This window comes from Rhizobium rosettiformans W3, assembly GCF_004912135.1.
In the GTDB taxonomy this organism is placed as follows: domain Bacteria; phylum Pseudomonadota; class Alphaproteobacteria; order Rhizobiales; family Rhizobiaceae; genus Allorhizobium; species Allorhizobium rosettiformans.
The window spans coordinates 161261-184373 of sequence record NZ_STGU01000007.1; the positions used below are offsets into that span (position 1 = coordinate 161261).

The following is a 23113-nucleotide window of genomic DNA, read 5'->3' on the forward strand; positions in this document are numbered from 1 at the left end:
GTCATGCCCGGCCTTTTTTGTGGTCACCACAGTAGATTTTACACCTGGTTTTTGGGGATTCTTCAAACTTCCCGATTAGATCTCGATCGTTCTTGAGGTCGTCGTCTTGTCCGCTGTTTTCCACATCCCCACGCTCACCGTGTGCCTTGCGGCCACACTGATCATCGTTTCCGGTTTTCTGACGCTGCTTTGGGCGCATGATCGCGGCAATCTGGCCCTCAAATACTGGTCGCTCGGCTTTTCATCCGGTGCGCTCGGCATGGTGCTGGTCAGCCTGCGGGAACTCGCGCCCCCCTTCATTGCGCTTGGCCTGGGCAATGGTCTGGGGATCTACAGTCTGGGGCTCATCTGGCTCGGCTGCCTCGCCTTCGAGGACGTGCGGCAGAAAGGGGCCGGCGTCATCGCCGCGGCCGGTGCAGTCATCTGGCTGTGTCTCTTTGCATTTCCCGCTCTGTCATCGGATCTCGGCACGCGCATTCTCGTTGCGTCAGCGCTTTACGCCGCCTATTCCTTCCTCTCGCTTCCGGTGCTTCTCGCAGGTCAGCGGCGAGAGCCCCTTCCGGCGCGCGTCATTGCGCTGCTCGCCTTCGGCGCTCATGGCGCGGCCTATGTCCTCCGCTTCCCCCTGCAGATGATCGAACCGGTGCAGATCGTCGAGGGCTATGCGCCGCTCTGGTACGGCACGATGACCTTCGGCTTCTTCCTCCAGGGGCTCGTCGGCGCGCTTGCGATCTTCGCCATGGTGCATGAGCGGGCGACCCGGCGCTACAAGCAGGCATCCGAAACCGACCATCTGACATCGCTCCTCAACCGGCGCGCCTTCATGCAGGCGGTGACCAGAGCGCGTGCGGGTTTCGGCGGCGCCGGGCCGGGTGCTGCCATGGCCGTCGTGGATGCCGATCACTTCAAGACGATCAACGACACCTACGGTCATGGAGCTGGCGATGCGGTCCTGGTCGCGCTGTGCGACTACCTGTCACGCGAATTGCCGCAGGGAGCTATCGTGGGTCGGCTCGGCGGCGAAGAGTTTGGCGTTTATCTGCCGGCGGATCTCGTTCTTGATCGTCCCCACCTTCTCGAAGAGCTTCGCCGCGGCGTGAGCCTTATCACCACCGACCACCAGCCGCCCTTGCCTATGGTCACGGTCAGCATCGGTGCGGCGTCCTTACCCGCCGGTCCGCTCGATTTTTCCCGTGCCTTGGCGCGGGCGGACAAGGCGCTCTACGCCTCGAAGAAGGCCGGGCGGAACTGCGTCACCTTGGCCGCGCTCGAGAATGGCCGAGGCGACAGACCGATCGCTGAGGCGAGCGACGCCACCGGTGTCGGGGCATCGACGGCGACGAGATCCGCCGCCTGACGTGCCCTACGACCGAGTGCTCGCCGCCTGGCCCGCAATCGCTGTCCTGGCTTCCGCCATGCTCCGGACGAAGGTGACCCCGCCTTCCGGCACTTCGTGGTGGTACAACATCGTCTGTAATTCCGTGCGATCCGTAATCAGATAAACCTGAACGCCTTGCCGGATCGCCTTGCGAATGACGCTGGCCAAGAGGTTGCCGCCGGAGGCGTCGACGAACTGGATGCCGGTACAATCGAGGATCAGGTTGCGGTGATCGTCCCCGATCCGGTCGAGCACGGCGCCAGCTGCGGCCACGGCCCCGAAGAAGAAGGCGCCGTCCAGACGGTAGGTGACGGTATCGGCATCGGTCGCATCGAGCGGCTTTTCCGGGCCCTCGGCCGTGACCCGGATGCTCTTCGACATGTGGTGGATGAATTGCAGCGCGGCGAGCGAAAAGCCGACAACGATGCCCTCCGTCAGGTCCCGGAAGATCACGAGCAGGAAGGTGACGGCCAGGATTAGAGCCTCGCCACGCGACGAGCGGACGAGTGCGGCGATCGCCGATTTCTCGATCATGTTCCAGGAGACGACGGCAAGGACGCCGGCGAGGGCGGCAAGCGGAATATACGCGGCCAGCGGTGCCGCGATCAGCATGAAGGCGAGCAGGAAGACGGCATGCAGCATGCCGGAGACCGGGCTTGTTGCGCCGGCACGGACATTGGTGGCCGTGCGGGCAATCGTTCCGGTCACGCAGATCCCGCCGAAGAGCGCCGAGGCGATATTCGCCGTTCCTTGCGCCACCAGCTCGGTGTTCGACCTGTGCCTGCGCCCGGTCATACCGTCGGCAACCACCGCAGACAGGAGCGATTCGATCGCGCCCAGCAGCGCGAAGGCAATCGCATCGGGCAAGACGGCAAGGGCGAGTTCCGGCGTGATATCGGGCAGGGATGGCAGGGGAAGCCCTGATGGGATGCCGCCGAATTTCGAGCCGATGGTGGCGACAGGCAGCTGGAGGACTGCGGCGGCCGTGGAGGCCGCGATGACGGCAATCAGCAGTCCCGGCCATGACGGGCGGTAGCGGCGCAGGAGAAGGATGATCGCGACGGTCAGTCCCGCAACGGCTGCCGCTGCGGCGGAGAAGCCCGGAAGAGCGGTGGCGATCGCGGCGAGTTTTTCTGCGAGCGGCCCAGGTTCGCCGCCCGGAAAGGTCAGGCCAAGAAGTTCGCCGATCTGGCTTGCGAAGATGATGACGGCGATGCCTGCGGTAAAGCCAACCGTCACCGGATAGGGAATGAACTTGATGTAGTCGCCGAGCCTCAGGAAGCCGCAGGCGATCAGGATCAGGCCGGCCATGGCGGTCGCCAGCAAGAGGCCGTCGATCCCATGGCGGGCGACGGTCGCGCTGACCAGAACGATGAAGGCGCCGGCCGGGCCGCCGATCTGGTGGCGGCTGCCACCGAGCAGTGACACGATGAAGCCGCCGACGATTGCGGTGTAGAGCCCGCGATCCGGCGTGACGCCCGAGGCAATGGCAATCGCCATGGAGAGAGGTAGCGCCACGATGGCCACCGTGAGACCGGCAAGCGCATCCGCCTTGAAGCGTGCCGGACCATAGCCTTCTTTGAAGACGCTGACGGTTTTCGGAAGAATGACGTCTGCCATGGTGACCGCGGTTCTGATGTGGCGAACGCGATCAACCCCTCTGCCGCGTCTCATCGTCATTGGACGCTGAGTCCCGCCTTTTGACAACATGGCCAAAGGGATACCATCGGCAGGCGGTGCCCGTCTGGTCGAGCCAGCAGTTTTTGCCTAAGGGTAGAGACCATGAAGACCGAGACCACATATCCGACCCTAGTTCTCTATCCGCGCCGTGGGCTTGCGGTGCTCTGGGCATCGGGCGCCGCCGTGATCCTCTCCGTCGCATTCGGCGGGTTGATGGCGAGCCTCCTCGGCGGCAATTGGGCGGGCCTGATGACCTTCGTCTATCTCGTGCTGCTCACGCTCGGCATCCTCGGTTTTCGGAAAGGCTGGCGCGAGCTGTCTGCTGCGATGCGTCCCGTGGTGGAGCTCAACAACGAGGAACTGATCGACTACCGGACCGAGCGGCGCATCGCCTGGGCCTCAATGGTCGAACTGGCCCAGAGGCGGGTCGCCGGCCGCTGGGTGATCGATATCGATTATCTCGATGAAGACGATCCCGATCGGCTGGAAAGCTATGACCTGCCTCTTTCGGGCTATCATATCTCCGGGCGGCGCCTCGGGGCGGAGATCCGCAAGCGTTTTGCCGAGGTCGATGCCGAAGAGGCCGTGCCTGAAATGGAAAACCCGGCCACGTCACCGTGACCGGGTTCTGATTGTTCAGACTGTGGCGGCCGATCAGGCGGCCATGGCCTTCTTCAGGTTTTCGTCGACCTTGTCGAGGAAGGCGGTGGTCGAGAGCCACGGCTGATCTGGGCCGATGAGCAGCGCCAGGTCCTTGGTCATGAAGCCGGCTTCGACGGTGTCGATGCAGACCTTTTCGAGCGTCGTTGCGAACTTCGCGAGTTCAGCATTGTCGTCCAGCTTGGCGCGGTGGGCGAGACCACGGGTCCAGGCGAAGATCGAGGCGATCGAGTTGGTCGAGGTTTCCTGACCCTTCTGATGCTGGCGGTAGTGGCGCGTAACGGTACCGTGTGCCGCTTCGGCTTCGACGGTGCGGCCATCGGGCGAGAGCAGAACCGAGGTCATCAGGCCGAGCGAGCCAAAGCCTTGAGCAACCGTGTCGGACTGGACGTCGCCGTCATAGTTCTTGCAGGCCCAGACATAGCCACCCGACCACTTCAGGGCGGAGGCGACCATGTCGTCGATCAGGCGGTGTTCGTAGACGATGCCGGCTTCGTCGAACTGAGCCTTGAACTCGTTCTGGTAGACTTCTTCGAAGATGTCCTTGAAGCGGCCGTCATAGGCCTTGAGGATGGTGTTCTTCGTCGACAGGTAGACCGGCCACTTGCGCATCAGGCCGTACATCATCGAGGCGCGGGCGAATTCGCGGATCGATTCGTCCAGGTTGTACATGGCAAGAGCCACGCCGGCGCCCGGAGCGTTGTAGACTTCCTTCTCGATCACTTCGCCGTCTTCGCCGACGAACTTGATGGTCAGCTTGCCCTTGCCCGGGAACTTGAAGTCGGTTGCCTTGTACTGGTCGCCGAAGGCGTGACGGCCGACAACGATCGGCTTGGTCCAGCCGGGAACGAGGCGCGGCACGTTCTTGCAGATGATCGGCTCGCGGAAGATGACGCCGCCGAGGATGTTGCGGATCGTGCCGTTCGGGCTCTTCCACATTTCCTTGAGGTTGAATTCCTTCACGCGGGCTTCGTCCGGCGTAATCGTCGCGCACTTGATGCCGACGCCGTGCTTCTTGATGGCGTGAGCGGCGTCGACCGTTACCTGGTCATTGGTGGCGTCGCGGTTTTCGACCGAGAGGTCGTAGTATTCGATGTCGAGATCCAGGTAGGGAAGGATCAGCTTGTCCTTGATGAACTGCCAGATGATACGGGTCATCTCGTCGCCGTCGAGATCGACGACCGGGTTGGCTACCTTGATCTTGGTCATGAATATCCTCACGAGTTTTTGCCTGACGCGCAGGCGCGGGGAGGGCGCTCTGCCGATGGCCTGCCTATAACATTCTCTCAGGACAAGGCAAACAGCAGAGGGGCGCTTCGGACAGATTATGGTTCAGACTTTCGACGTGCGTTTTGCCCCAAACTTGGTTGCGGGAGACGCCCGATTTCCGGTTAAAAGCAAAGTATCGATCAGATCCTTCGGAGTCTCCCATGAAGCCCCTGTCTGCAGCCTTCGTCCTTGGCCTGTTTTTCGTATCGGTTGCGCCGAGTGCCGCGACAGCCGACATGAAGGCTCCGGTCCGGGAAATCATCGAGGCGGCGGCCCGCAGCTGGGACAACACGACCGACGAGCCCGCCGAAGACGTCTTCAGCGTGGATCGGCTGGAGCGACTGTTCAGCGAGGATTTCGTTGAAGCTTTCGAGGCTGCATCGAAAAATCCGCCCTTCGACCCGCCGGAGGGCGAGACGACCGGCTATCCCTTCGACTACGACCCGATTGCCCAGGGGCAGGATGGTTGCCCCTTCGAGAATATCCATCTTGAGGATGATGGAGAGGGGCAGGTGACTGCGTTTTTCAACAATCGCCGTTGCATGGGCGAAGGCCCTGACTACGAGGTCGAAACGGTCCTGATCTTCGAGGTCGTTGAAGAGGATGGTCGGACTGTCATCGACGATTTCTATCCGGTCGTGGATGGCCAGAGCGGCTCGTCGATCAAGCGGGACCTCAAGCTGCAGGGCGGCCTCTGACCGCTGGCGGAGGGTGCTTTCACATCGACGTCGAGGTCGCAGACCCCGGTGGAAAGCGATGCTGCGCCGCGCGAGAGATCGTGAGGCCCCTTTGCCTGCCCGGTGTTTTGTGCCAATGGGTCCCTAAATCTCAGAAGGACAGACCATGGCAGGAACGAACAGCGAGCGCATTATGCTGGCCGAAGGGCCGGCGATCATTCTCGTCGAGCCGCAACTCGGCGAAAATATCGGGATGGTGGCGCGCGCCATGGCGAATTTCGGTCTCGTCGAGTTGCGTCTCGTCAATCCGCGAGACGGCTGGCCCTCCGACAAGGCCCGTGCTGCGGCTGCCAAGGCCGATCATGTGATCGACGGGACAGTGGTCTTCGATACGCTGGAGGAGGCGATCGCCGATCTCAACTTCGTCTATGCCACGACCGCGCGCTATCGTGACGGATTCAAGCCGGTTCGCTCTCCAGTCACTGCGGCCGAAACGCTCAGAACCAGGTTCCGCTCCGGCGAGAAGACGGGCATTCTGTTCGGGCGGGAAAAATCCGGCCTGTCCAATGAAGACGTTGCACTCGCCGATGAGATCGTCACCTTCCCGGTCAATCCCGCCTTCGCATCGCTCAACATTGCCCAGGCTGTCCTGCTGATGTCCTACGAGTGGATGAAGTCGGGCATGGACGATGTGCATGCCGTGCCCTTCGATGCGCCAGAACAGCCGGCGGCCACGAAGGAGCAGGTAATCGGCATGTTCGAGCATCTGGAAGAGGCGCTCGAGGTACGCAACTATTTCCATCCGCCTCACAAAAAGGCCAAGATGATCGAAAATCTGAGGGCTGTGTTCAGCAGGCGCGCGTTCACCGGCCCGGAGATCCATGTGGTCCGTGGGGTCATCAGTTCGCTCGACCGCTACGCCCGCTCCGGGCAGAGGCTGCCTGCGGCGATGAACGAGAGCGAGGCGCGAGCAGCGGATGATGACGAACGGGACGCCTGAGCTGAAGCCGATCCTGGTCTTCGATTCCGGCATCGGCGGTCTGACGGTGCTGCGTGAAGCCCGTCTTCTGATGCCGGAGCGCGGCTTCATCTATGTGGCGGATGATGCCGGCTTTCCCTATGGTGGCTGGGAAGAGGGGCCGCTGAAGGCACGGATCGTGGCCTTGTTCGGCGACCTTCTCGAACGCTTCGACCCGGAAGCCGTCATCGTTGCCTGCAATACGGCTTTTACGCTGGCCGGAGCGGATCTGCGGCTTGCCTTTCCCGAGATGCGGTTCATCGGTACGGTCCCGGCGATCAAGCCCGCGGCGGAGCGGACACGGTCCGGTCTCGTTTCCGTGCTTGCGACACCCGGCACGGTCAAGCGGGCCTATACGCGCGACCTCATCCAGTCCTTCGCTTCGCAGTGCCACGTCCGGCTTGTCGGGTCTGAAAATCTCGCCCGCATGGCGGAAGCCTATATCCGCGGCGAGAGCCTGGACGATGCGGCTGTCCTCTCGGAAATCGCGCCCTGTTTCGTCGAAAAAGACGGTGCGCGAACGGACATCGTCGTGCTCGCCTGCACCCATTATCCCTTCCTCGCCAATGTCTTTCGTAGGCTCGCACCCTGGCCGGTCGATTGGCTCGATCCGGCCGAAGCCATCGCGCGTCAGGCGCGGCGTCTTGTGCCGCTCGTTGATGGCGCGGAGCATCCGGAGGGGCTCGATCTTGCGGTCTTTACCTCGGGTGTGCCGACGTTCTCGACGCGCCGGCTGATGCAGGGGCTCGGACTGTCGGTGCAGCCGGCAGACGCGCTGCATCCCGTCTGAGCAGTCTTTTTGCGCAGGGCCTGATGTGGTAGCTATGGCTCGCTGCCGGACGCTCAGCCGGTTTAGAGGAGCCTAGCCCCTTACTTGTTTATCGAAATTGCGATTGTCTTATTCCTGACCGTCTTGAACGGCGTTCTCGCCATGTCCGAGCTTGCGGTCGTATCTGCCCGTCCTGCCCGCCTGAAGGTTCTCGCGGAGCAGGGCAGCCGGGGTGCCGAGACGGCGCTCAGGCTCGCCAGTGACCCTGGCCGTTTTCTTTCCACCGTGCAGATCGGCATCACGCTGGTCGGCGTTCTCTCAGGCGCGTTTTCTGGCGCGACATTGGGTGCGCGTCTGTCGTTCTGGCTGCAGGCCCAGGGTTTTTCCGTCGGTGTCGCCGATGCGCTCGGCGTCGGTACCGTCGTCGTGCTCATCACCTATCTGTCGTTGATCGTCGGCGAGCTCGTGCCGAAGCAGGTGGCGCTGCGCAATGCCGAAGGTGTTGCCGCGCGGGTTGCCATTCCCATGTCCGTCCTGTCGCGGATCGCCGCGCCACTCGTCTGGTTGCTCGACGGATCCGGCAAGCTCGTCCTGTCTCTGCTCGGCCAGAGCGGCGATGGCGGCGGTAAGGTGACGGACGAGGAAATCCGCACCGTTCTTGCCGAGGCCCATAGCGCCGGCGTCATTGAGACCAGCGAATCCGCCATGCTGTCCGGTGTCATGCGTCTCGCCGACCGCCAGGCCCGCGGCCTGATGACCCCGCGCCGTGACGTGCAGATGCTCGACATCGAAGACACGCTCGACGAAGTGCGCGAAAAGTTGCGGGAAATCCCGCATTCGCGCATTCCCGTCCGCAGCGGGGATTCCGACGAAATCGTCGGCGTGCTCTTCACCAAGAAGCTCTACGAACGCATGGCCGAGGGCGGTCCGTTGAACCTCTCCGATCTCGTCAGCGACGTTCCTGTCGTTTCGGATCTGGCCAAGGCGACCGACATCATCGAATCCCTGCGTCGCACATCGCTGCACATGGTGCTCGTCTATGACGAATACGGTCATTTCGAAGGGATCATCACCTCCGGTGACATTCTGGAGGCGATCACCGGCGCCTTCAGCCAGGACGAGACCGAAGAGCAGGCCATGGTGCAGCGGGAAGACGGGTCTTATCTCGTCGCCGGCTGGACGCCGGTCGACGAATTCGTCGACATCATCCGCGTCCCGATCGATCCCGATCCCGACTACACGACGGTCGCCGGCTTTGTTCTGGATGAGCTGAAGCGCATTCCCGAACTCGGCGAGAGTTTCGTCAAGGGCGATTGGCGCTTCGAAGTGGTCGACCTCGACGGGCGTCGCATCGACAAGCTGCTGATCTCGCGCGTGATCTCTGGCGAGGCCTGACGCCCGCGACAGCCCCTGCGACAATTTGTTGCATATGTGCAACGGCCCGCCGCAAGTTTTGCAATCTCGAATTGCGCTCTTGCGGCGGGCGTTTTTGCGTGCCATCGTCCCGACATCCGCAACACGAACAACAGGAGGCGACAGATGACTCATTTTTTCATGCGCATGCGCCTTTCTGGCGGATCGGTGCCATCGGCCCACGCGGGAGCTTCCGCGACCTGCCGCTGCACCCGATGACTGTCTGAACAGTCATTTTTCCGGCCATTTCGGCATTTTTCAACCATCCTGACGTGACTTGCCGCCTGCGCGTGTGACTGCGTTCGCGTGCCTGCATCACGTCGCTTTTCATCTCGAAAGGACCTGGGCGCTTTTGCGTTTCCGGGACGGACAAGTCATGCACGATAATCAATCTATAGTTGAAATACCGCTGTCGCAGCGGATGGATGATCTCATCCAGAGGTTCGGCTCCTGGCGTCTCTTCACCGCACTTCTGGGTGCGAGCTGGCGCCGGCGGCAGATCCGCAATCTCACGGACCACCTGTCACCGCAGCTGAGGCGGGACATCGGTCTGCCGGAACAGGAGGTCGTCTTCCCGCGGCGACTCTCCCTCTGGGATATCCGGCTTTAGCTGGGTGCGGTCGGCTTCGGCTGTCGGCCACATCCCTTTTTCGACCCGAAGCAGACCACTCGAGGGGGTGGTCTGCTTTTCAAATCGCCGGCGCTGTCGGACAGTCGGAGACTCTCTGATTCCTTCTTTCCCGCCGCCTCCGGATCATCCATGTCCCCCAAGCTCACCATCATGGCTGCTTTCTTCCTGCAGCCGATCGCCTTCGGCAGCTGGTTGCCGCAAATCCCTGTCGTTCAGGAGCGGCTGTCGCTCGGACCGGCAGAGCTTGCGGTTGCCTTGCTCGGATTGCCGATCGGCATCCTCCTGATGCTGCCATTTGCCGGTCAACTGGTCGGGCGGATCGGAAGCCGCAACACGCTGATCTTCGGCTTCCCCGTCTTTCTCGCGCTCGTACCGCTGCCGGTCGCGGCTCCCGACATCGTCTCTTTGTTTCTCTTGCTCGCTTTGCTTGGCATTGGCCTCTCAACGATCGAACTCGGTCTCAATGTCGAGGCGGATGTGATCGAAAAACGCGGGACGGCTTCGATCATGAACCGCTGTCACGGCTTCTGGAGCCTCGGGATCATGACGGGCAGCCCCATCGGTGCGGGCTTCCTCGCGCTGCAGACGGAGCCCTTTGTAGCGATCGGCGTGCTCTCGCTGATCCTGATCCCGGTTTCCATCGTCGTCTGCCGCGCGCTGCCATTCCATGACGCACCGGCTGTTGAGACCAGGGTCAAATCCTCCTGGCGTCTACCGAGCCCGGCGATCCTCGGGATCAGCCTCTTTGTCTTCGGGATCACCATGACGGAAGGGGCTGTTGCCGATTGGTCTGCCGTGTATCTCAAGGATGAGTTCGCCACTGCGGGCATGGCAACCGGCATGGGCTATGTCGTCTTCGCGATGATGGTGTCCCTCGGGCGCTTCCTCGGGGATGAGGCGAAGGAGCGCTTCGGCGCTGTCATGCTCGCGCGGCTTTGCCTGCTGTTTGCGCTCGGCGGCATCCTGCTCGTGGTCACGGCGCCCGCAGCCGCTCTGGTCTATCTCGGTCTGGCCTGCGTCGGTCTCGGCGTTTCTGTCGGATTTCCGCTGGCGGTCACCGCTGCCGCCGATCTCGGAGATCGTCCGGCGGCCGAGAATGTCGCGATCCTGAGTTTTATTGCGCTCCTCGGCTTTCTGGTGGGGCCGCCGATGATCGGCTTCGTCGCGGAAGAGCTCGGTTTGCGCAGCGGGCTTGCCACGCTGCTGCCGCCGCTGCTACTCAGCATCCTGCTTGCCGGACTGCTGCGTCAGCGCCAGGGCGCCTGAAAAGGCGCAGTTCCCTGTGGGTTTCGCGGATGCGGCGCACACGGACGCGTGCAAGTCTGTTAGGGACTTGAGATCAACACATGAATTGAGGATGCCGCCATTGAAGGTCGGAATCGATATGGGAACGGTGCAGGGCGGTCAGCCTGCCAAGCTCGATATCGAGGAGCTTCTTGCGACCCGCCTGCTGGTGCAGGGCAATTCGGGCTCGGGCAAGTCGCATCTTTTGCGCCGTCTGCTCGAACAATCGGCGCAATGGGTGCAGCAGGTCATCATCGACCCCGAGGGTGATTTCGTCACGCTCTCCGACAAGTACGGCCATGTCGTCGTCGACGGCGAGCGTACCGAAGCGGAACTGGCCGGTATCGCCGACCGCATTCGCCGTCACCGGGTCTCCTGCGTACTCACCCTCGAAGGCCTCGATGTCGAGCAGCAGATGCGCGCCGCTGGCGCCTTCCTCAATGGCCTCTTCGATGCCGATCGCGAATTCTGGTATCCGGTGCTCGTCGTGGTCGACGAAGCGCAGATGTTCGCCCCCGCCGTCGGCGGCGATGTGTCGGAAGATGCGCGGAAGATGTCGCTGGGCGCCATGACTAACCTGATGTGCCGTGGCCGTAAACGCGGACTGGCCGGCGTCATCGCGACCCAGCGTCTGGCAAAGCTTGCGAAAAACGTCGCGGCGGAAGCCTCGAACTTCCTGATGGGGCGTACCTTCCTCGATATCGACATGGCACGTGCGGCCGACCTGCTCGGTATGGACCGTCGCCAGGCGGAGATGTTCCGCGACCTGCAGCGCGGCAATTTCGTCGCACTGGGACCTGCCATGTCGCGTCGGCCGCTGCCGATCGTCATCGGCGCCGTGGAAACCTCGGCGCGTTCGTCTTCACCCATGCTGATGCCGCTGCCGGATGCACCCCAGGATGTCGAGGACCTGATCTTCACGCCGGACCCGGAGGAGTTCACCCGGCCGATCGTGCGCCGCGCACCGCCGGCACCACGTCCGACCACCGACATCCTCGCCGAGCTGTCCCGCTCCACGCCGGCCTCCAGCGCGCCGGTCGCCAACGACATGCCGAGCCGCGGCAGCGAGATGTCGGCGGAGGAGCGCGAGGAGCGGCTGGCTGCCGTGCTTTCCGAAATCCTTGGCGATCCACAGGCGGCCTATCGCACCGACAGCGTGCTTTACCAGGAGTTCCTGGTGCGGGCCCGTATGCGGCGTGTGACCGGGCCGCCGATGCCGATGGGCGAGTTCCGCCGTCGGGTGGCGATCGCCCGTGCCGGTGTCGACGAGGAGACGGCCGCAAGCGAGGGCTGGCAGACGGCGCTGTCTCTCTCGGTGCGCGTCTCCGACGATCTGCAGGGTGTGTTCCTGCTGCTCGCGAAGGCCGCACTCCGCAACGAAGAATGCCCGTCAGACCAGCGGATCGCTCGGGCCTATGGCACGCATTCGGCCCGTCGGGCCCGTCGTCTGCTGGGCTATTTCGAGGAGCAGGGGCTGGTCGTCGTCCACACCGATTTTGCCGGCAAGCGCATCGTCGCTTTTCCGGATCTGGAGGCGGAGACGCAGCCCGGCGATCCGAACCAGATCGACGCCGACGAGCAGACGGCTTCGGCGGCCGAGTAAGCCTCTTAAGCTTGTTCGTGGGGCGGCTCAGGCCGCCCGCTCTTCCCAGACCTTGACCAGTGCCACGATCGTCTCGACGGCCTTTTCCATGTCCTGAACGCTCACCCATTCCAGCGGCGAGTGATAGGCGTGGCCGCCGGTATAGATGTTGGGGCAGGGCAGCCCCATGAAGGAGAGGCGCGAGCCGTCTGTGCCGCCGCGGATGCTGTGGCGCACCGGCTCAAGGCCGACGCGACGCACGGCTTCCTCCAGATTGTCCATGATCTCCGGATGGCGATCGAGGACTTCCTTCATGTTGCGATACTGGTGTTTGACCGTCAGCGTATGTGTGGAGCCCGGATAGGTCGCCATGACGTCCCGGGTGATCTTCTCCAGCAGATCTTCCTTTACCTTCAGGCCCGCCTCGGTGAAGTCTCTCACGATGAGCTGCAGCTTGGCCGCTTCCATGCTGCCGGAGATGTCGACCGGGTGGATAAAGCCTTGGCGGCCCTCCGTGCTCTCCGGTGCGATGTCGCGGGGCAGGCGGGCGACGATGTCGCTTGCGGCCTTGATGGCATTCTCCATCTTGCCCTTGGCATAGCCCGGATGCATGGCCACACCGGTGATCTCGATGACAACGCCATCGGCGGAGAAGGTCTCGTTTTCGATCTCGCCGACCGTTGAGCCGTCGAGCGTGTAGGCGAAGCGGGCGCCGAGCTTTGCGAGGTCCACCTTGTCGGCGCCGCGGCCGATTTCCTCGTCCGTGGTGAAGAGGATCTTGATCGTGCCGTGCTTGATGTCAGGGTTCGCCATCAGATGGGCGGCCGCCGTCATGATCTCGGCCACGCCTGCCTTGTCGTCTGCCCCGAGCAGGGTCGTGCCGTCGGTGGTGACGATATCCTTGCCGATCTGGTTGTTGAGCTGCGGATGTGAGGCGACTCGGATCACCTGGCTCGTGTCGCCCGTCAGCGTGATGTCGCCACCCTGGTAGTTGCGCACCAGCTGCGGCTTGACATTCGTGCCGGTGAAATCAGGAGCCGTATCCATGTGGCTGCAGAAACAAATGACGGGCACGTCTTTGTCCGTGTTGGACGGGATCGTCGCATAGACATTGCCGTGTTCATCGAGATGCGCGTCCGACAGCCCGAGCGCCAGGAGCTCGGCGACCAGAACGCGGCCGAGATCCTTCTGCTTTTCCGTGGAAGGCTGGCTGCCGGAGGACGGATCGGACTGGGTGTCGATGACGACATAGCGGAGAAAACGGTCGAGAACGGTATCGGTCATGGTTCTGTCTTTCTGGCCGGCTCAGCGATCACTGGCTGACTTTGGTGCCGAGGTGACGGTCGAACAGCGTGATCATTTCCTGCGTGCGGGCATTGGCGCTGTCCGCGCCGAGGACCACGCCCACGAGCCGGCGCTCGCCATTGCTGGCCGCGGTCACGATGTTGTAGCCCGAAGCGTTGGTGAAGCCGGTCTTGATGCCTTCTGCGCCCGGATACTGCACCAGGAAGGCATTGTGGCCGCGAAACTTCATGCCGCGGAAGGTCATGCCGCGGGAGGCGAACAGCTTGTATTCTTCGGGGAAGTCCCGGATCAGAGCCAGGCCGAGGCGTGCCATGTCCGTGGCCGTCGTTACCTGGCGCGGGTCAGGCAGACCCGACGGATTGGTGAAGACCGTGCTCGTCATGCCGAGTTCGCGTGCCTTCAGGGTCATCATCTGGCCGAAGGCTTCCTCCGAGCCGGCCAGTGTTTCGGCCACTGCGGTCGCGGCGTCATTGGTCGAAAGTACGACCATGCCCATGACCGCTTCGCGCACGCTGATCGTGTTGCCGGCACCGACCGCGAACTTGTAGGGTTCCTTGTCATTCGCGTTCTGCGAAATCACCAGCCGCTGATCCCAGTCGAAGCGCCCGGAATGCAGCGCCTCGAATGTCAGGTAAAGCGTCATCATCTTGGTCAGCGAGGCCGGATAAAGAACCATGTCGGCATTCTCCGCCTCCAGGATCGTGCCGGTCGCGGCATCGACCAGGATATGGGCATGGCCGGGTTTCTTGATTTCGGCCGCTGCCGGCGCAATGATCGAAAGCGTGACAGCGAGGGCAAGCAGGAGACGGCGGGACAGGTCTGTCATCATCGAGGGAGAGACTTCTTTCATGGAGGTTGCTATGGGGGATAGCGAACTTCTGGCCCTCTGTCAGCCTTTGCAGGCGCTTTCGCCTCGTTTTCCGCCAGAGAATCGGCGTCTCGCGCAGTCACTCTTTCGTCACACGCGGGCCGCACAACGTGTTGACATTTCTCACGCACCCCACTAATGACGCCGCAACGCCGGGCCGAAACGCCCGGTGTTTGTTTTGACATGTCCCGTGGTTTTCTCCGTTCGCTGACGTGAGAATCCTGTCGGAGCCTCGGAAACGGAGGCTCAGAGGAGGGCGTGTTTCCTTAAGCGGCTTGGTAACAAACCGCTGTAACCTGTTGAGAGGAAATACGGATGAGCAAGCGCGCATCTTCCAAGTACAAAATCGATCGCCGTATGGGCGAAAACATCTGGGGCCGTCCGAAGTCCCCGGTTAACCGTCGCGAATATGGCCCGGGCCAGCACGGCCAGCGCCGCAAGGGCAAGCTTTCGGACTTCGGCGTACAGCTGCGCGCCAAGCAGAAGCTGAAGGGCTATTACGGCGACATCCGCGAGAAGCAGTTCCGCGCGATCTTCGAAGAAGCCAACCGCCGCAAGGGCGACACCGGTGAAAACCTGATCGGCCTGCTCGAGTCGCGTCTGGACGCCATCGTCTACCGCGCCAAGTTCGTTCCGACCGTCTTCGCTGCCCGTCAGTTCGTCAACCACGGCCACGTTTCGGTCAACGGCGTTCGCGTCAACATCGGTTCCTACCGTTGCAAGGCCGGCGACGTCATCGAAGTTCGCCAGAAGTCGAAGCAGCTCGTGTCGGTTCTGGAATCGGTTCAGCTCGCTGAGCGTGACGTTCCGGATTACATCGAAGTCGACCACAACAAGATGGTTGCGACCTTCGCACGCGTTCCGACCCTTTCGGATGTTCCGTATCCGGTCATCATGGAACCGAACCTGGTCGTCGAATTTTACTCGCGCTAATCGCTCGCGCGACGGATTTGTGGAAAGCCGCCCCTCGGGGCGGCTTTTTCTGTTTGCAGTGCAGCGCCGACTAAGGACAATGGTGCTGCAGGAATGGGTAAGGGGAACGTGATGGATCTGCAGCTGATCGCCGACGACATCGTCAGCGCGCTCGAGCCGCGTCTCGGAGAAGGCAAGGTCGCCGACTACATCCCGGAGCTTGCCCGCGTCGATCCGAAGCAGTTCGGGATCGCCATCACGACCGTCGACGGCCAGACCTATAAGGCCGGGCATGCGGACACGGCTTTTTCGATCCAGAGCATTTCCAAGGTCTTCATGCTGACGCTGGCGCTCGGCAAGGCTGGCGAATCGATCTGGAAACGCGTGGGGCGCGAGCCCTCCGGCTCTTCCTTCAATTCGATCGTCCAGCTCGAACACGAGCACGGGATACCGCGCAACCCCTTCATCAATGCCGGTGCGATCGTCATCACGGACATGGTGCTGGCGGGCCACGCGCCGCGCGAGGCGATCGGCGAGTATCTGCGCTTCATGCGTTATCTCGCCGATGACGAGACCCTGTCGATCGACGAGAAAGTGGCGCAGTCGGAGCAACGCACCGGCTACCGCAATTTCGCGCTTGCCAATTTCATGCGCGGCTTCGGCAATCTGGAGCATCCAGTCGAGCACACGCTCGGCGTCTACTTTCACCAGTGCGCGCTGGCGCTTTCCTGCGTGCAGCTCTCCCATGCCGGCCTGTTTCTCGCCAACAGGGGGACGAACCCTCTGACCGGTTTCTCCGTCGTCTCACCGAAGCGGGCGCGGCGCATCAATGCCCTGATGCTGATGTGCGGCCATTATGACGGCTCCGGCGATTTCGCCTATCAGGTCGGCCTGCCGGGCAAGTCGGGCGTCGGTGGCGGGATCCTCGCCGTGGCACCGGGCAAGGCCTCGATCGCCGTCTGGTCGCCGGGGCTCAACAAGGTCGGCAATTCGGCGCTCGGCTCGGCAGCGCTCGAAATGCTCGCCACCCGAACCGGCTGGTCCGTGTTCGGGACTTGATCTTCCGGGCTGCAACAGGCATTGCAGGGCAGAATTGCCGCCGAGGCCGGAGCCTGAGATGAACCTCGTCAACACGATCGACAGCCAGAACGCCGCCGTGCTTGAGGGCGAGGATGAGCTCGACCTTGCGACCGTGCATCCGGTTTTCGCGAAGGCGCCGCGCTCGGTGTCCTTCAACAAGCTGCGCAAGCGCCTCATCCGCCAGGTGCGTCAGGCGATCTCCGACTTCGATATGCTGAAAGGTCAGAAGCGCTGGCTGGTGGGTCTCTCCGGTGGCAAGGACAGCTACGGCCTGCTCGCCGTGCTGCTTGACCTGCAATGGCGCGGGCTTCTGCCGGTCGAACTCGTTGCCTGCAATCTCGACCAGGGGCAGCCGAATTTCCCGAAGCATATCCTGCCGGACTATCTCGCCTCGATCGGGGTGAGGCATCGCATCGAATATCGCGATACCTATTCGATCGTGAAGGAGAAGGTGCCGACGGGCGGCACCTATTGCTCGCTCTGTTCGCGGCTCAGACGCGGCAATCTCTACCGGATCGCCCGGGAAGAAGGCTGCGACGCGCTGGTGCTCGGCCATCACCGCGAGGATATTCTTGAAACCTTCTTCATGAACTTCTTCCATGGGGGGCGTCTCTCGGCCATGCCGGCCAAGCTTCTGAACGACGAGAAGGATCTCTTCGTGCTGCGTCCGCTGGCCTACGCGGCCGAAGAGGACATGGCGCGCTTTGCGCAGGCGATGGAGTTCCCGATCATCCCTTGCGACCTCTGCGGTAGCCAAGACGGTCTGCAGCGCAATGCGATGAAGGAGATGCTGGCGGGGATCGAAGCCAAGATGCCCGGCCGCAAGGATGCGATGCTGCGGGCGCTTGCCCATGTCGACCCTTCCCATCTCCTCGATCCGAAGCTTTTCGATTTCGCCGGGCTCATGGCAACCAAGGCCGATTGAGGGCAGGTTTTCTGCGCTCTTCGCGCGGTTGCTTGTAAAGACACAGGAAAATTGCCGTATTCGACGGAGATCGACGTCCAAGGCTGGACTGTGTCGGACGGTTCTTGCACATTGCGGCCGGATCAGGGGGCGGGGCGTTTTCCAGTGTCGGGCCCCCCGCAATGCGTGGGAGTAGGAATGTCTGAGGTCGCTCAGCCTTCAGTGTCGAAGCGTGCCGTCTTTCTCGTCGGAGGCTATGAACGCAACGATGCTGCCGGCTTCTTCCGGCGCATCGGCCGCGAGATGGAGCGTTTCTGCAAATGCTGGTCCGTCGAGGCAAAGCTCGGCGCACCGGTTGAGGCGACTGGCGCGGTGGCGATGACCGCGATTGCGGACTATCTTGGCCCTGACGGTGTCTGCTGCTCGGACATCACCTTCTTGAGCTTCGATGACATCGTCAAACGGGATGGCGCGCGGCCCTTCCTCGTGCGGCTCGGCGTCTATCTGGTCGCCTTCTTCGACTATGTCTTTAGCGGCACGATGTTCCGCTTCTTCGCCACCAACTGGCGCTTCGCCCTCTATTTCCTCTATCCCTTCGTGATGCTGGTCCTCTTTGCCTGGCTCGGTACCATCGCCTATCGACTAACTGGTCTCCTGGCCCTGCCAGGCGGCCCCGTCTTGCCAATGCTTGTCGGCGCCAGCGTCGCCTATGCGGTCGGGCGCTTCATCGGACGCCGCTACTTCGTCTTCCACCTGATGGATCTCTGGTCCTTCAGCCGGGAGCATCTGCATTGCCGCCGGCCCGAGATGGACGCCCGCATCGACGACTGGGCATCGCTGATCGCGGAGCGGACTGCCGCGACCGACTACGACGAAGTGCTTCTGATCGGCCACTCCACCGGCGGCGCGCTTATTCTCGATGTCGCGCACCAGCTTGCCGAACGGCTTGCGGCCGAGGGGAAAGTAGCGGACTTCAAGCTCGTGACGGTGGGGTCGACGTCGCTCAAGGTGGCGCTTCATCCGAAGGCGAAGCGCGCGCGAGAGCGGCTTGAGACGTTGGCACGACATCATGGGATCCGATGGGTCGAATTCCAGGCTTTGACCGACATCATCAACTTCTACAAATGTGACCCCTATGCCCGTGCCGGGCTGACCCACCAGCGGTCGGACGTCTTTCCGCGCCAGTTTCAGGTCCGCTTCCGCGACATGCTCGAACGCGCGGCCTATAAGCGGGTGAAGAAGAACTTCTTCCGGGTTCACTATCAGTTTATCTCGGCCAACAGCCGGCGCTATTTCTATGATTTCTTCATGATCTGCTGTGGCACGCGCCCGATCGAGGCCGTAAGAAACGACCGGCTGCCGATTGCGGCAGATGCCGGTGTAATGACAGAGACAGTATCATGACGCGCGTATCCTTCATCCTCTGGGCCCTGATGCTGGTGACCTGGTGCGCCATGCGCTATCCGGCCATGCGTCGCGCACGCCGGCAGAAGACCCGGGTCGACCGCCGCTCCACCCTCGATATCTCGCTGCTGGTTCTCTGCACCGTCGGCCTCGTCGTGCTGCCGATCCTCTGGCGCCTGCATGCCTTTGATGGGTTTGCCGATCGCGGGCAGGGGATTATTCCGCTGATCCTGGGCCTCTTGACCGGCGTCGCATTTCTCTGGCTCTTCCGCCGCAGCCACAAGGATCTCGGCAAGAACTGGTCGGTAACGCTGGAAGTGCGCGAAGGCCATCAGCTGGTCACGCAAGGCGTTTACGCCCATGTCCGGCACCCGATGTATGCCTCGTTCCTGCTCTGGGGCGTGACCCAGGCGCTGCTGATCCCGAACTGGATCGCGGGTTTTGCCGGGCTCGCCGCCGTGCTTGCGCTCTATGCCGTCCGCCAGTCGCGCGAGGAGGCGATGATGCGCGACACGTTCGGTGCGGAATATGACGCCTACAGCGCCCGCACGAAACGTCTCATTCCCGGCATCTTCTGACCGCGTCAGCGCTTGCGAAGCGCCTGCGTGATCTCCTTGATGGCGCGGTCGTGAAGGGCCGGGTTCTTGTCGATGTTGAAGTGGCCGATGCCCTTGATGGCGGTTTCGCCCTGGCGCAGATTGATGTTGGCGAGTTCGCCCTTGAAACCGGGGGCGGGCAGAACCGGCGACCAGAGGTTTTCGCCACCCGTATAGAAGTTCAGCGTCTTCTTGACGTTGCCGGGCACTGGACCCTTGCCTGTCGGGTCGAAGCTCAGGATCAGCGCCACCGGGATCTTCATCGGCTGCAGGGCGGAGGCGATCGAGAAGGTCATGTCCGCGCCCAGCGAGTGACCGACAAGCACGATCGGGCGGGCATCCTTCGATTCCCGGTAGCGATCCGCGATCTTGCGGGCGAAGGCCTGAGCATTTGGCAGCGACAGAACCTCCGCCTTGATCCCGTCCGCGGCAAGCTGCTTGCCGAGCGTGTCGAGCCCGGTCGAGAAGATATTCGCGAAACCGCGGAAGAGATAAACCTGGCCTGTCGCGAGCTTCGGCTTGCGAGGTTTGGCGGCCTCGACAGGCAGGACGGAAGCGGCAAGGATCAGGGAGGCATGAGAGAGGAGGGCGCGTCTGGAGATCATGTCGGAAGAAGATCCTGGGAATGCAGTTGTTCCGAATTCATGCATGATTCAGGCCGGCTGACAACCGGATTGCCGCATGCTTGGGCCTGTACTTCGCCCTTGTCGCCGCGTTAGAAGACGGACGACTGGATCGTATGTCGAAGCGTGCGTCCATTACACCCACAAGGAGACGCCCATGACAGCCGCCATCGACATCGCCGCCCTTGCCAATCTCCTGCAGGAGGCTGCCGTGGAGGAGATCCTGCCGCGCTTCCGCAATCTCGGGGATGACGACGTCAGGATGAAGACGGAGGCGATCGACCTCGTGACCGAGGCTGACGAGGCCGCCGAACGCGTCATCCGCAAGGGGATCGAGCGCCTGATGCCCGATGCACTCTTCGTCGGCGAGGAATCGGTCGCAGCAGACCCGGCCCTGCTCGATCGTCTGCAGGGTGCGGAGCTTGCCGTCGTGGTCGATCCGATCGACGGAACCTTCAACTTCGCCTCCGGCCTCACCCTGTTCGGCATGATCCTGGCCGTGGTCTCCAAAGGCGAAACCGTCGGCGGTGTCATCTATGACCCTATCGGCAACGACTGGGCTCTGGTCGAAAAGGGCTCGGGCGCCTGGCTCTACCGACCGGATGGCTCGCAGGAGCAGATGCAGGTGCGTCCCAGCGGCCCGCTCGAGCAGATGATCGGGATCGCCAATACCGGCTTCTTCGACATCGACACGCGCCGCAGGATCCTCTCCAATCTCGCCGAGGTGCGGCTCTTCACCAGCTATCGCTGCGCAGCGCATGAATATCGTCTGCTCGGCCAGGGACACATGGATTTTGCCATGTACAATAAGCTGATGCCCTGGGATCACCTTGCGGGTGCGCTGATGATGCAGGAAGCGGGTGCCCATGTCGCCCGCTTCGATGGGTCACCCTATCTGCCGCATCACACCTCCGGCGGGTTGCTCGTGGCATCGGATGCGGATGCCTGGCAGGAATTGCGGGAGCGGATCTTCACCGTCGACTGAAAATGAAAAGGCCCGGCATTGACCGGGCCTTCTTGTCTCGATTGCCTTTGCGCCGATCAGACCGGCTTGTTGTGAGCCTGGAACAGGCGACCCTTTTCGCCGATCAGGACGAAGACGAGGCCGATGATGCCGACCACGAAGAAGCCGGCCACCATGGGCAAAGCCGTGCCGTTGAAGGCCTGGCCGATCGCGGCGCCGATGATCGAGCCACCGATCGTGCCCATGAAGCCCAGAACCGACGAGGCGGTGCCGGCGACGTGGCCGAGCGGCTCCATGGCGAGCGAGTTGAAGTTCGAGCCGATCCAGCCGAACTGGAACATCGCCAGTGCAAAGAAGCCGATGAACAAGAAGAAGGGCATGGGCTGCGGGCCCACGACCTGAACGATCAGCCAGATGAAGTTGATCGCGATAAAGCCGAGCAGCGAGCCGTGCGACAGCTTGCGCATGCCGAAACGGCCGACCAGCTTGGCATTGACGAAGGACGACAAGGCCATGAACAGGGCGACGCCGGCAAAGGCGACCGGGAACCAGACGCCGAGACCATAGATCCCGACATAGACCTGCTGTGCGGAGTTGATGAAGCCGAACAGGGCGCCAAAGATGAAGGTGCTGGCGATCGTGTAACAGAGTGCCACGCGGTCGGTCAGGACGATGCGGAAACCGTCAAAGATCACCTTGATGGTGAAGGGCCGCACATCTTCCCGTGCCAGGGTTTCCGGCAGGCGGATATACATCCAGACGCCGACGATCATGGCGATTACCGCCATGAAGACGAAGATCCAGTGCCAGTCGCCGAAGAGCATGATCACCTGACCGGTGCCGGGTGCGACGACCGGGATGACCATGAAGACCATCATGATCAGCGACATGACTTCCGCCATCTGGCGGCCACCGAAGACGTCGCGCACGATCGACACCGTGATGACGCGGGTCGCGGCCGAGCCGATGCCCTGGATGAAGCGCAGCAGAAGCAGCGATTCGAAGGAGGGCACGAAGACCACGGCCAGCGAGGAGACGACATAGATCGCAAGACCGAAGATCATCGGCAGCCGGCGACCGAAGCGGTCGGCGATCGGGCCGTAGAAGAGCTGCGCGATGCCGAAGCCGATCAGATAGGCGGAGACGACATATTGCCGGTGGTTTTCATTCTCGACGTTGAGCGCGGCGCCGATCTCCTGGAGACCGGGCAGCATGATGTCGATGGCGAGCGCGTTGAGCGCCATCAGGAAAGCCATCAGTGCAATAAATTCGGCACGTCCCATGGCGCCCAGAGTCTTGGGCGTGGCCTGTAATGAATCTGACATGAATTATGACCTTGAAACGGCATGAAGGCGTTGCTTTGAACAACGCCTTCATAACCTGGAGATTTTGTATGGCCTGTCGGCCGGGGGGTCAGGCAGCGCCGCGGACGGCGATGCCCTGGTCTTCGAAATGCTTCTGAAGTTCGCCCGCCTGGAACATTTCACGGACGATGTCGCAGCCGCCGACAAACTCGCCCTTGATGTAGAGCTGCGGGATCGTCGGCCAGTTGGAATAGGCCTTGATGCCTTCACGGATTTCCATGTCGGCGAGCACGTTCACGCCCTTGTAGTCCACGCCGAGGTAGTCGAGGATCTGAACCACCTGGCCGGAGAAACCACACTGCGGGAACTGCGGGCTGCCCTTCATGAACAGGACTACGTCGTTGGTCTTGACTTCGTTGTCGATGAAATCGTGGGCGCTCATGTCATTCTTCCTTTCACATGCCGTTCAAGGCGGCAGCTTCGATTTGCCGTAGAAATAGCAACACGGATCGCCTTTTGCCAGTGGCGAGTTTGTGGCACGCCCGAATTAGCGGCTGCGCTGACGGCTGCGTTTGGCAGCGGTGCGACGGCGGCTCACCTGCTTGCGGGCCGGTGCCTTGACCCGCTTTGTCGTCTTGCGGACGTAACGCCCCGTTGTCGCCGAGCGGGTCTGGCGCTTGCGCCGACGGGTGGTGCCCTTGCGGTTGGTCTTCTTTAGGATTTCCTTCAGGACGCCCTCGACGACGTCCTTCACGATGTTGCCGAGCAGATCCGCCATGTTCGCCTCCCGTA

Annotated in this window: 23 protein-coding genes; 15 read left to right on the plus strand and 8 right to left on the minus strand. The window is 62.3% G+C overall.

The genetic code is table 11. The annotated features are described in order from the left end of the window. Positions 1–106 precede the first annotated feature (106 nt). On the plus strand, positions 107–1357 hold the full coding sequence (locus tag FAA86_RS14305) for a GGDEF domain-containing protein (RefSeq protein ID WP_246035081.1): 1251 nt from the start codon (positions 107–109) through the stop codon (positions 1355–1357). A gap of 6 nt (positions 1358–1363) precedes the next feature. On the opposite strand, the gene FAA86_RS14310 is transcribed toward FAA86_RS14305, so the two are convergent. Further along, entirely contained in the window at positions 1364–2998 is a 1635-nt protein-coding gene (locus FAA86_RS14310; protein WP_136541624.1) for a SulP family inorganic anion transporter, read from the minus strand. Positions 2999–3160: 162 nt separating this feature from the next. Here FAA86_RS14310 and FAA86_RS14315 point away from each other — a divergent pair, with 162 nt between their 5' ends. After that, positions 3161–3679, plus strand: a complete 519-nt coding sequence (locus tag FAA86_RS14315; RefSeq protein WP_136541626.1) for a hypothetical protein — start codon at positions 3161–3163, stop codon at positions 3677–3679. A 33-nt stretch (positions 3680–3712) separates the two neighbouring features. On the opposite strand, the gene FAA86_RS14320 is transcribed toward FAA86_RS14315, so the two are convergent. After that, a complete protein-coding gene (locus FAA86_RS14320; RefSeq protein WP_113459556.1) occupies positions 3713–4927 on the minus strand; it encodes an NADP-dependent isocitrate dehydrogenase in 1215 nt (404 codons plus the stop codon). Positions 4928–5148: 221 nt separating this feature from the next. On the opposite strand from FAA86_RS14320, the gene FAA86_RS14325 reads away from it, so the two are divergent. The 7 genes from FAA86_RS14325 (at position 5149) to FAA86_RS14355 (ending at position 12382) form a co-directional block, all read left to right on the plus strand. Further along, entirely contained in the window at positions 5149–5685 is a 537-nt protein-coding gene (locus FAA86_RS14325) for a hypothetical protein (protein WP_136541628.1), read from the plus strand. 145 nt (positions 5686–5830) lie between these two features. After that, the gene (locus FAA86_RS14330; RefSeq protein ID WP_136541630.1) at positions 5831–6664 is read left to right on the plus strand and encodes an RNA methyltransferase; all 834 of its coding nucleotides are present in this window, start codon (positions 5831–5833) and stop codon (positions 6662–6664) included. Then, positions 6645–7472, plus strand: a complete 828-nt coding sequence (gene murI / locus FAA86_RS14335) for a glutamate racemase (RefSeq protein WP_136541632.1) — start codon at positions 6645–6647, stop codon at positions 7470–7472. Before FAA86_RS14330 ends, murI begins: the two co-directional genes overlap by 20 nt. A gap of 84 nt (positions 7473–7556) precedes the next feature. Further along, a complete protein-coding gene (locus FAA86_RS14340) occupies positions 7557–8846 on the plus strand; it encodes a hemolysin family protein (protein ID WP_136541634.1) in 1290 nt (429 codons plus the stop codon). A gap of 394 nt (positions 8847–9240) precedes the next feature. Continuing rightward, positions 9241–9474: a DUF1127 domain-containing protein gene (locus tag FAA86_RS14345; protein WP_113459560.1), complete on the plus strand. Its 234-nt coding sequence runs from the start codon at positions 9241–9243 to the stop codon at positions 9472–9474. Between the two features lie 150 nt (positions 9475–9624). Next, the gene (locus tag FAA86_RS14350) at positions 9625–10761 is read left to right on the plus strand and encodes an MFS transporter (RefSeq protein ID WP_136541636.1); all 1137 of its coding nucleotides are present in this window, start codon (positions 9625–9627) and stop codon (positions 10759–10761) included. Between the two features lie 100 nt (positions 10762–10861). Then, entirely contained in the window at positions 10862–12382 is a 1521-nt protein-coding gene (locus tag FAA86_RS14355; RefSeq protein WP_167494985.1) for a helicase HerA domain-containing protein, read from the plus strand. Between the two features lie 27 nt (positions 12383–12409). Here FAA86_RS14355 and pepT read toward each other — a convergent pair whose 3' ends face one another. Together pepT and FAA86_RS14365 are read right to left on the minus strand one after the other, a co-directional pair. After that, on the minus strand, positions 12410–13645 hold the full coding sequence (gene pepT / locus FAA86_RS14360) for a peptidase T (RefSeq protein ID WP_136541640.1): 1236 nt from the start codon (positions 13643–13645) through the stop codon (positions 12410–12412). Between the two features lie 28 nt (positions 13646–13673). Then, complete coding sequence (locus tag FAA86_RS14365; RefSeq protein ID WP_246035082.1) at positions 13674–14492, minus strand: D-alanyl-D-alanine carboxypeptidase family protein; 819 nt, start codon at positions 14490–14492, stop codon at positions 13674–13676. 357 nt (positions 14493–14849) lie between these two features. On the opposite strand from FAA86_RS14365, the gene rpsD reads away from it, so the two are divergent. The 5 genes from rpsD to FAA86_RS14390 all read left to right on the plus strand — a co-directional run bounded on the left by rpsD (position 14850) and on the right by FAA86_RS14390 (position 19412). Next, on the plus strand, positions 14850–15467 hold the full coding sequence (rpsD, locus tag FAA86_RS14370) for a 30S ribosomal protein S4 (protein ID WP_113459565.1): 618 nt from the start codon (positions 14850–14852) through the stop codon (positions 15465–15467). A gap of 108 nt (positions 15468–15575) precedes the next feature. Continuing rightward, on the plus strand, positions 15576–16505 hold the full coding sequence (locus FAA86_RS14375) for a glutaminase (protein WP_136541810.1): 930 nt from the start codon (positions 15576–15578) through the stop codon (positions 16503–16505). Positions 16506–16563: 58 nt separating this feature from the next. After that, complete coding sequence (gene ttcA, locus FAA86_RS14380) at positions 16564–17451, plus strand: tRNA 2-thiocytidine(32) synthetase TtcA (protein WP_136541642.1); 888 nt, start codon at positions 16564–16566, stop codon at positions 17449–17451. Positions 17452–17628: 177 nt separating this feature from the next. Then, the gene (locus FAA86_RS14385) at positions 17629–18834 is read left to right on the plus strand and encodes an alpha/beta fold hydrolase (RefSeq protein ID WP_136541644.1); all 1206 of its coding nucleotides are present in this window, start codon (positions 17629–17631) and stop codon (positions 18832–18834) included. After that, the gene (locus FAA86_RS14390; protein ID WP_136541646.1) at positions 18831–19412 is read left to right on the plus strand and encodes a protein-S-isoprenylcysteine O-methyltransferase; all 582 of its coding nucleotides are present in this window, start codon (positions 18831–18833) and stop codon (positions 19410–19412) included. The genes FAA86_RS14385 and FAA86_RS14390 overlap by 4 nt, the downstream gene beginning before the upstream one ends. Before the next feature lie 5 nt (positions 19413–19417). Here the strand turns inward: FAA86_RS14390 and FAA86_RS14395 are convergent, their stop codons facing one another. Beyond that, complete coding sequence (locus FAA86_RS14395) at positions 19418–20035, minus strand: thioesterase domain-containing protein (RefSeq protein WP_167494987.1); 618 nt, start codon at positions 20033–20035, stop codon at positions 19418–19420. 175 nt (positions 20036–20210) lie between these two features. Between FAA86_RS14395 and FAA86_RS14400 the strand changes: the two genes are divergently transcribed. Next, positions 20211–21038, plus strand: a complete 828-nt coding sequence (locus FAA86_RS14400) for an inositol monophosphatase family protein (RefSeq protein WP_136541650.1) — start codon at positions 20211–20213, stop codon at positions 21036–21038. Positions 21039–21094: 56 nt separating this feature from the next. Here FAA86_RS14400 and FAA86_RS14405 read toward each other — a convergent pair whose 3' ends face one another. From FAA86_RS14405 to FAA86_RS14415, 3 genes are all read right to left on the minus strand, one after another. Further along, the gene (locus tag FAA86_RS14405) at positions 21095–22300 is read right to left on the minus strand and encodes a multidrug effflux MFS transporter (protein WP_136541813.1); all 1206 of its coding nucleotides are present in this window, start codon (positions 22298–22300) and stop codon (positions 21095–21097) included. 130 nt (positions 22301–22430) lie between these two features. Continuing rightward, complete coding sequence (gene grxD, locus FAA86_RS14410; RefSeq protein WP_113459572.1) at positions 22431–22763, minus strand: Grx4 family monothiol glutaredoxin; 333 nt, start codon at positions 22761–22763, stop codon at positions 22431–22433. 105 nt (positions 22764–22868) lie between these two features. After that, a complete protein-coding gene (locus tag FAA86_RS14415) occupies positions 22869–23099 on the minus strand; it encodes a hypothetical protein (RefSeq protein ID WP_136541652.1) in 231 nt (76 codons plus the stop codon). Between the last annotated feature and the right edge of the window lie 14 nt (positions 23100–23113).

Bases quoted from the DNA above. Each gene is read 5' to 3' on its own strand.
- FAA86_RS14310 (WP_136541624.1), bottom strand. From the start codon at position 2,998: ATGGCAGACGTCATTCTTCCGAAAACCGTCAGCGTCTTCAAAGAAGGC.
- FAA86_RS14315 (WP_136541626.1), top strand. From the start codon at position 3,161: ATGAAGACCGAGACCACATATCCGACCCTAGTTCTCTATCCGCGCCGT.
- FAA86_RS14320 (WP_113459556.1), bottom strand. From the start codon at position 4,927: ATGACCAAGATCAAGGTAGCCAACCCGGTCGTCGATCTCGACGGCGAC.
- FAA86_RS14325 (WP_136541628.1), top strand. From the start codon at position 5,149: ATGAAGCCCCTGTCTGCAGCCTTCGTCCTTGGCCTGTTTTTCGTATCG.
- FAA86_RS14330 (WP_136541630.1), top strand. From the start codon at position 5,831: ATGGCAGGAACGAACAGCGAGCGCATTATGCTGGCCGAAGGGCCGGCG.
- murI (WP_136541632.1), top strand. From the start codon at position 6,645: ATGACGAACGGGACGCCTGAGCTGAAGCCGATCCTGGTCTTCGATTCC.
- FAA86_RS14345 (WP_113459560.1), top strand. From the start codon at position 9,241: ATGCACGATAATCAATCTATAGTTGAAATACCGCTGTCGCAGCGGATG.
- FAA86_RS14350 (WP_136541636.1), top strand. From the start codon at position 9,625: ATGTCCCCCAAGCTCACCATCATGGCTGCTTTCTTCCTGCAGCCGATC.
- pepT (WP_136541640.1), bottom strand. From the start codon at position 13,645: ATGACCGATACCGTTCTCGACCGTTTTCTCCGCTATGTCGTCATCGAC.
- FAA86_RS14365 (WP_246035082.1), bottom strand. From the start codon at position 14,492: ATGACAGACCTGTCCCGCCGTCTCCTGCTTGCCCTCGCTGTCACGCTT.
- rpsD (WP_113459565.1), top strand. From the start codon at position 14,850: ATGAGCAAGCGCGCATCTTCCAAGTACAAAATCGATCGCCGTATGGGC.
- ttcA (WP_136541642.1), top strand. From the start codon at position 16,564: ATGAACCTCGTCAACACGATCGACAGCCAGAACGCCGCCGTGCTTGAG.
- FAA86_RS14385 (WP_136541644.1), top strand. From the start codon at position 17,629: ATGTCTGAGGTCGCTCAGCCTTCAGTGTCGAAGCGTGCCGTCTTTCTC.
- FAA86_RS14390 (WP_136541646.1), top strand. From the start codon at position 18,831: ATGACGCGCGTATCCTTCATCCTCTGGGCCCTGATGCTGGTGACCTGG.
- FAA86_RS14395 (WP_167494987.1), bottom strand. From the start codon at position 20,035: ATGATCTCCAGACGCGCCCTCCTCTCTCATGCCTCCCTGATCCTTGCC.
- FAA86_RS14400 (WP_136541650.1), top strand. From the start codon at position 20,211: ATGACAGCCGCCATCGACATCGCCGCCCTTGCCAATCTCCTGCAGGAG.
- FAA86_RS14405 (WP_136541813.1), bottom strand. From the start codon at position 22,300: ATGGGACGTGCCGAATTTATTGCACTGATGGCTTTCCTGATGGCGCTC.
- grxD (WP_113459572.1), bottom strand. From the start codon at position 22,763: ATGAGCGCCCACGATTTCATCGACAACGAAGTCAAGACCAACGACGTA.
- FAA86_RS14415 (WP_136541652.1), bottom strand. From the start codon at position 23,099: ATGGCGGATCTGCTCGGCAACATCGTGAAGGACGTCGTCGAGGGCGTC.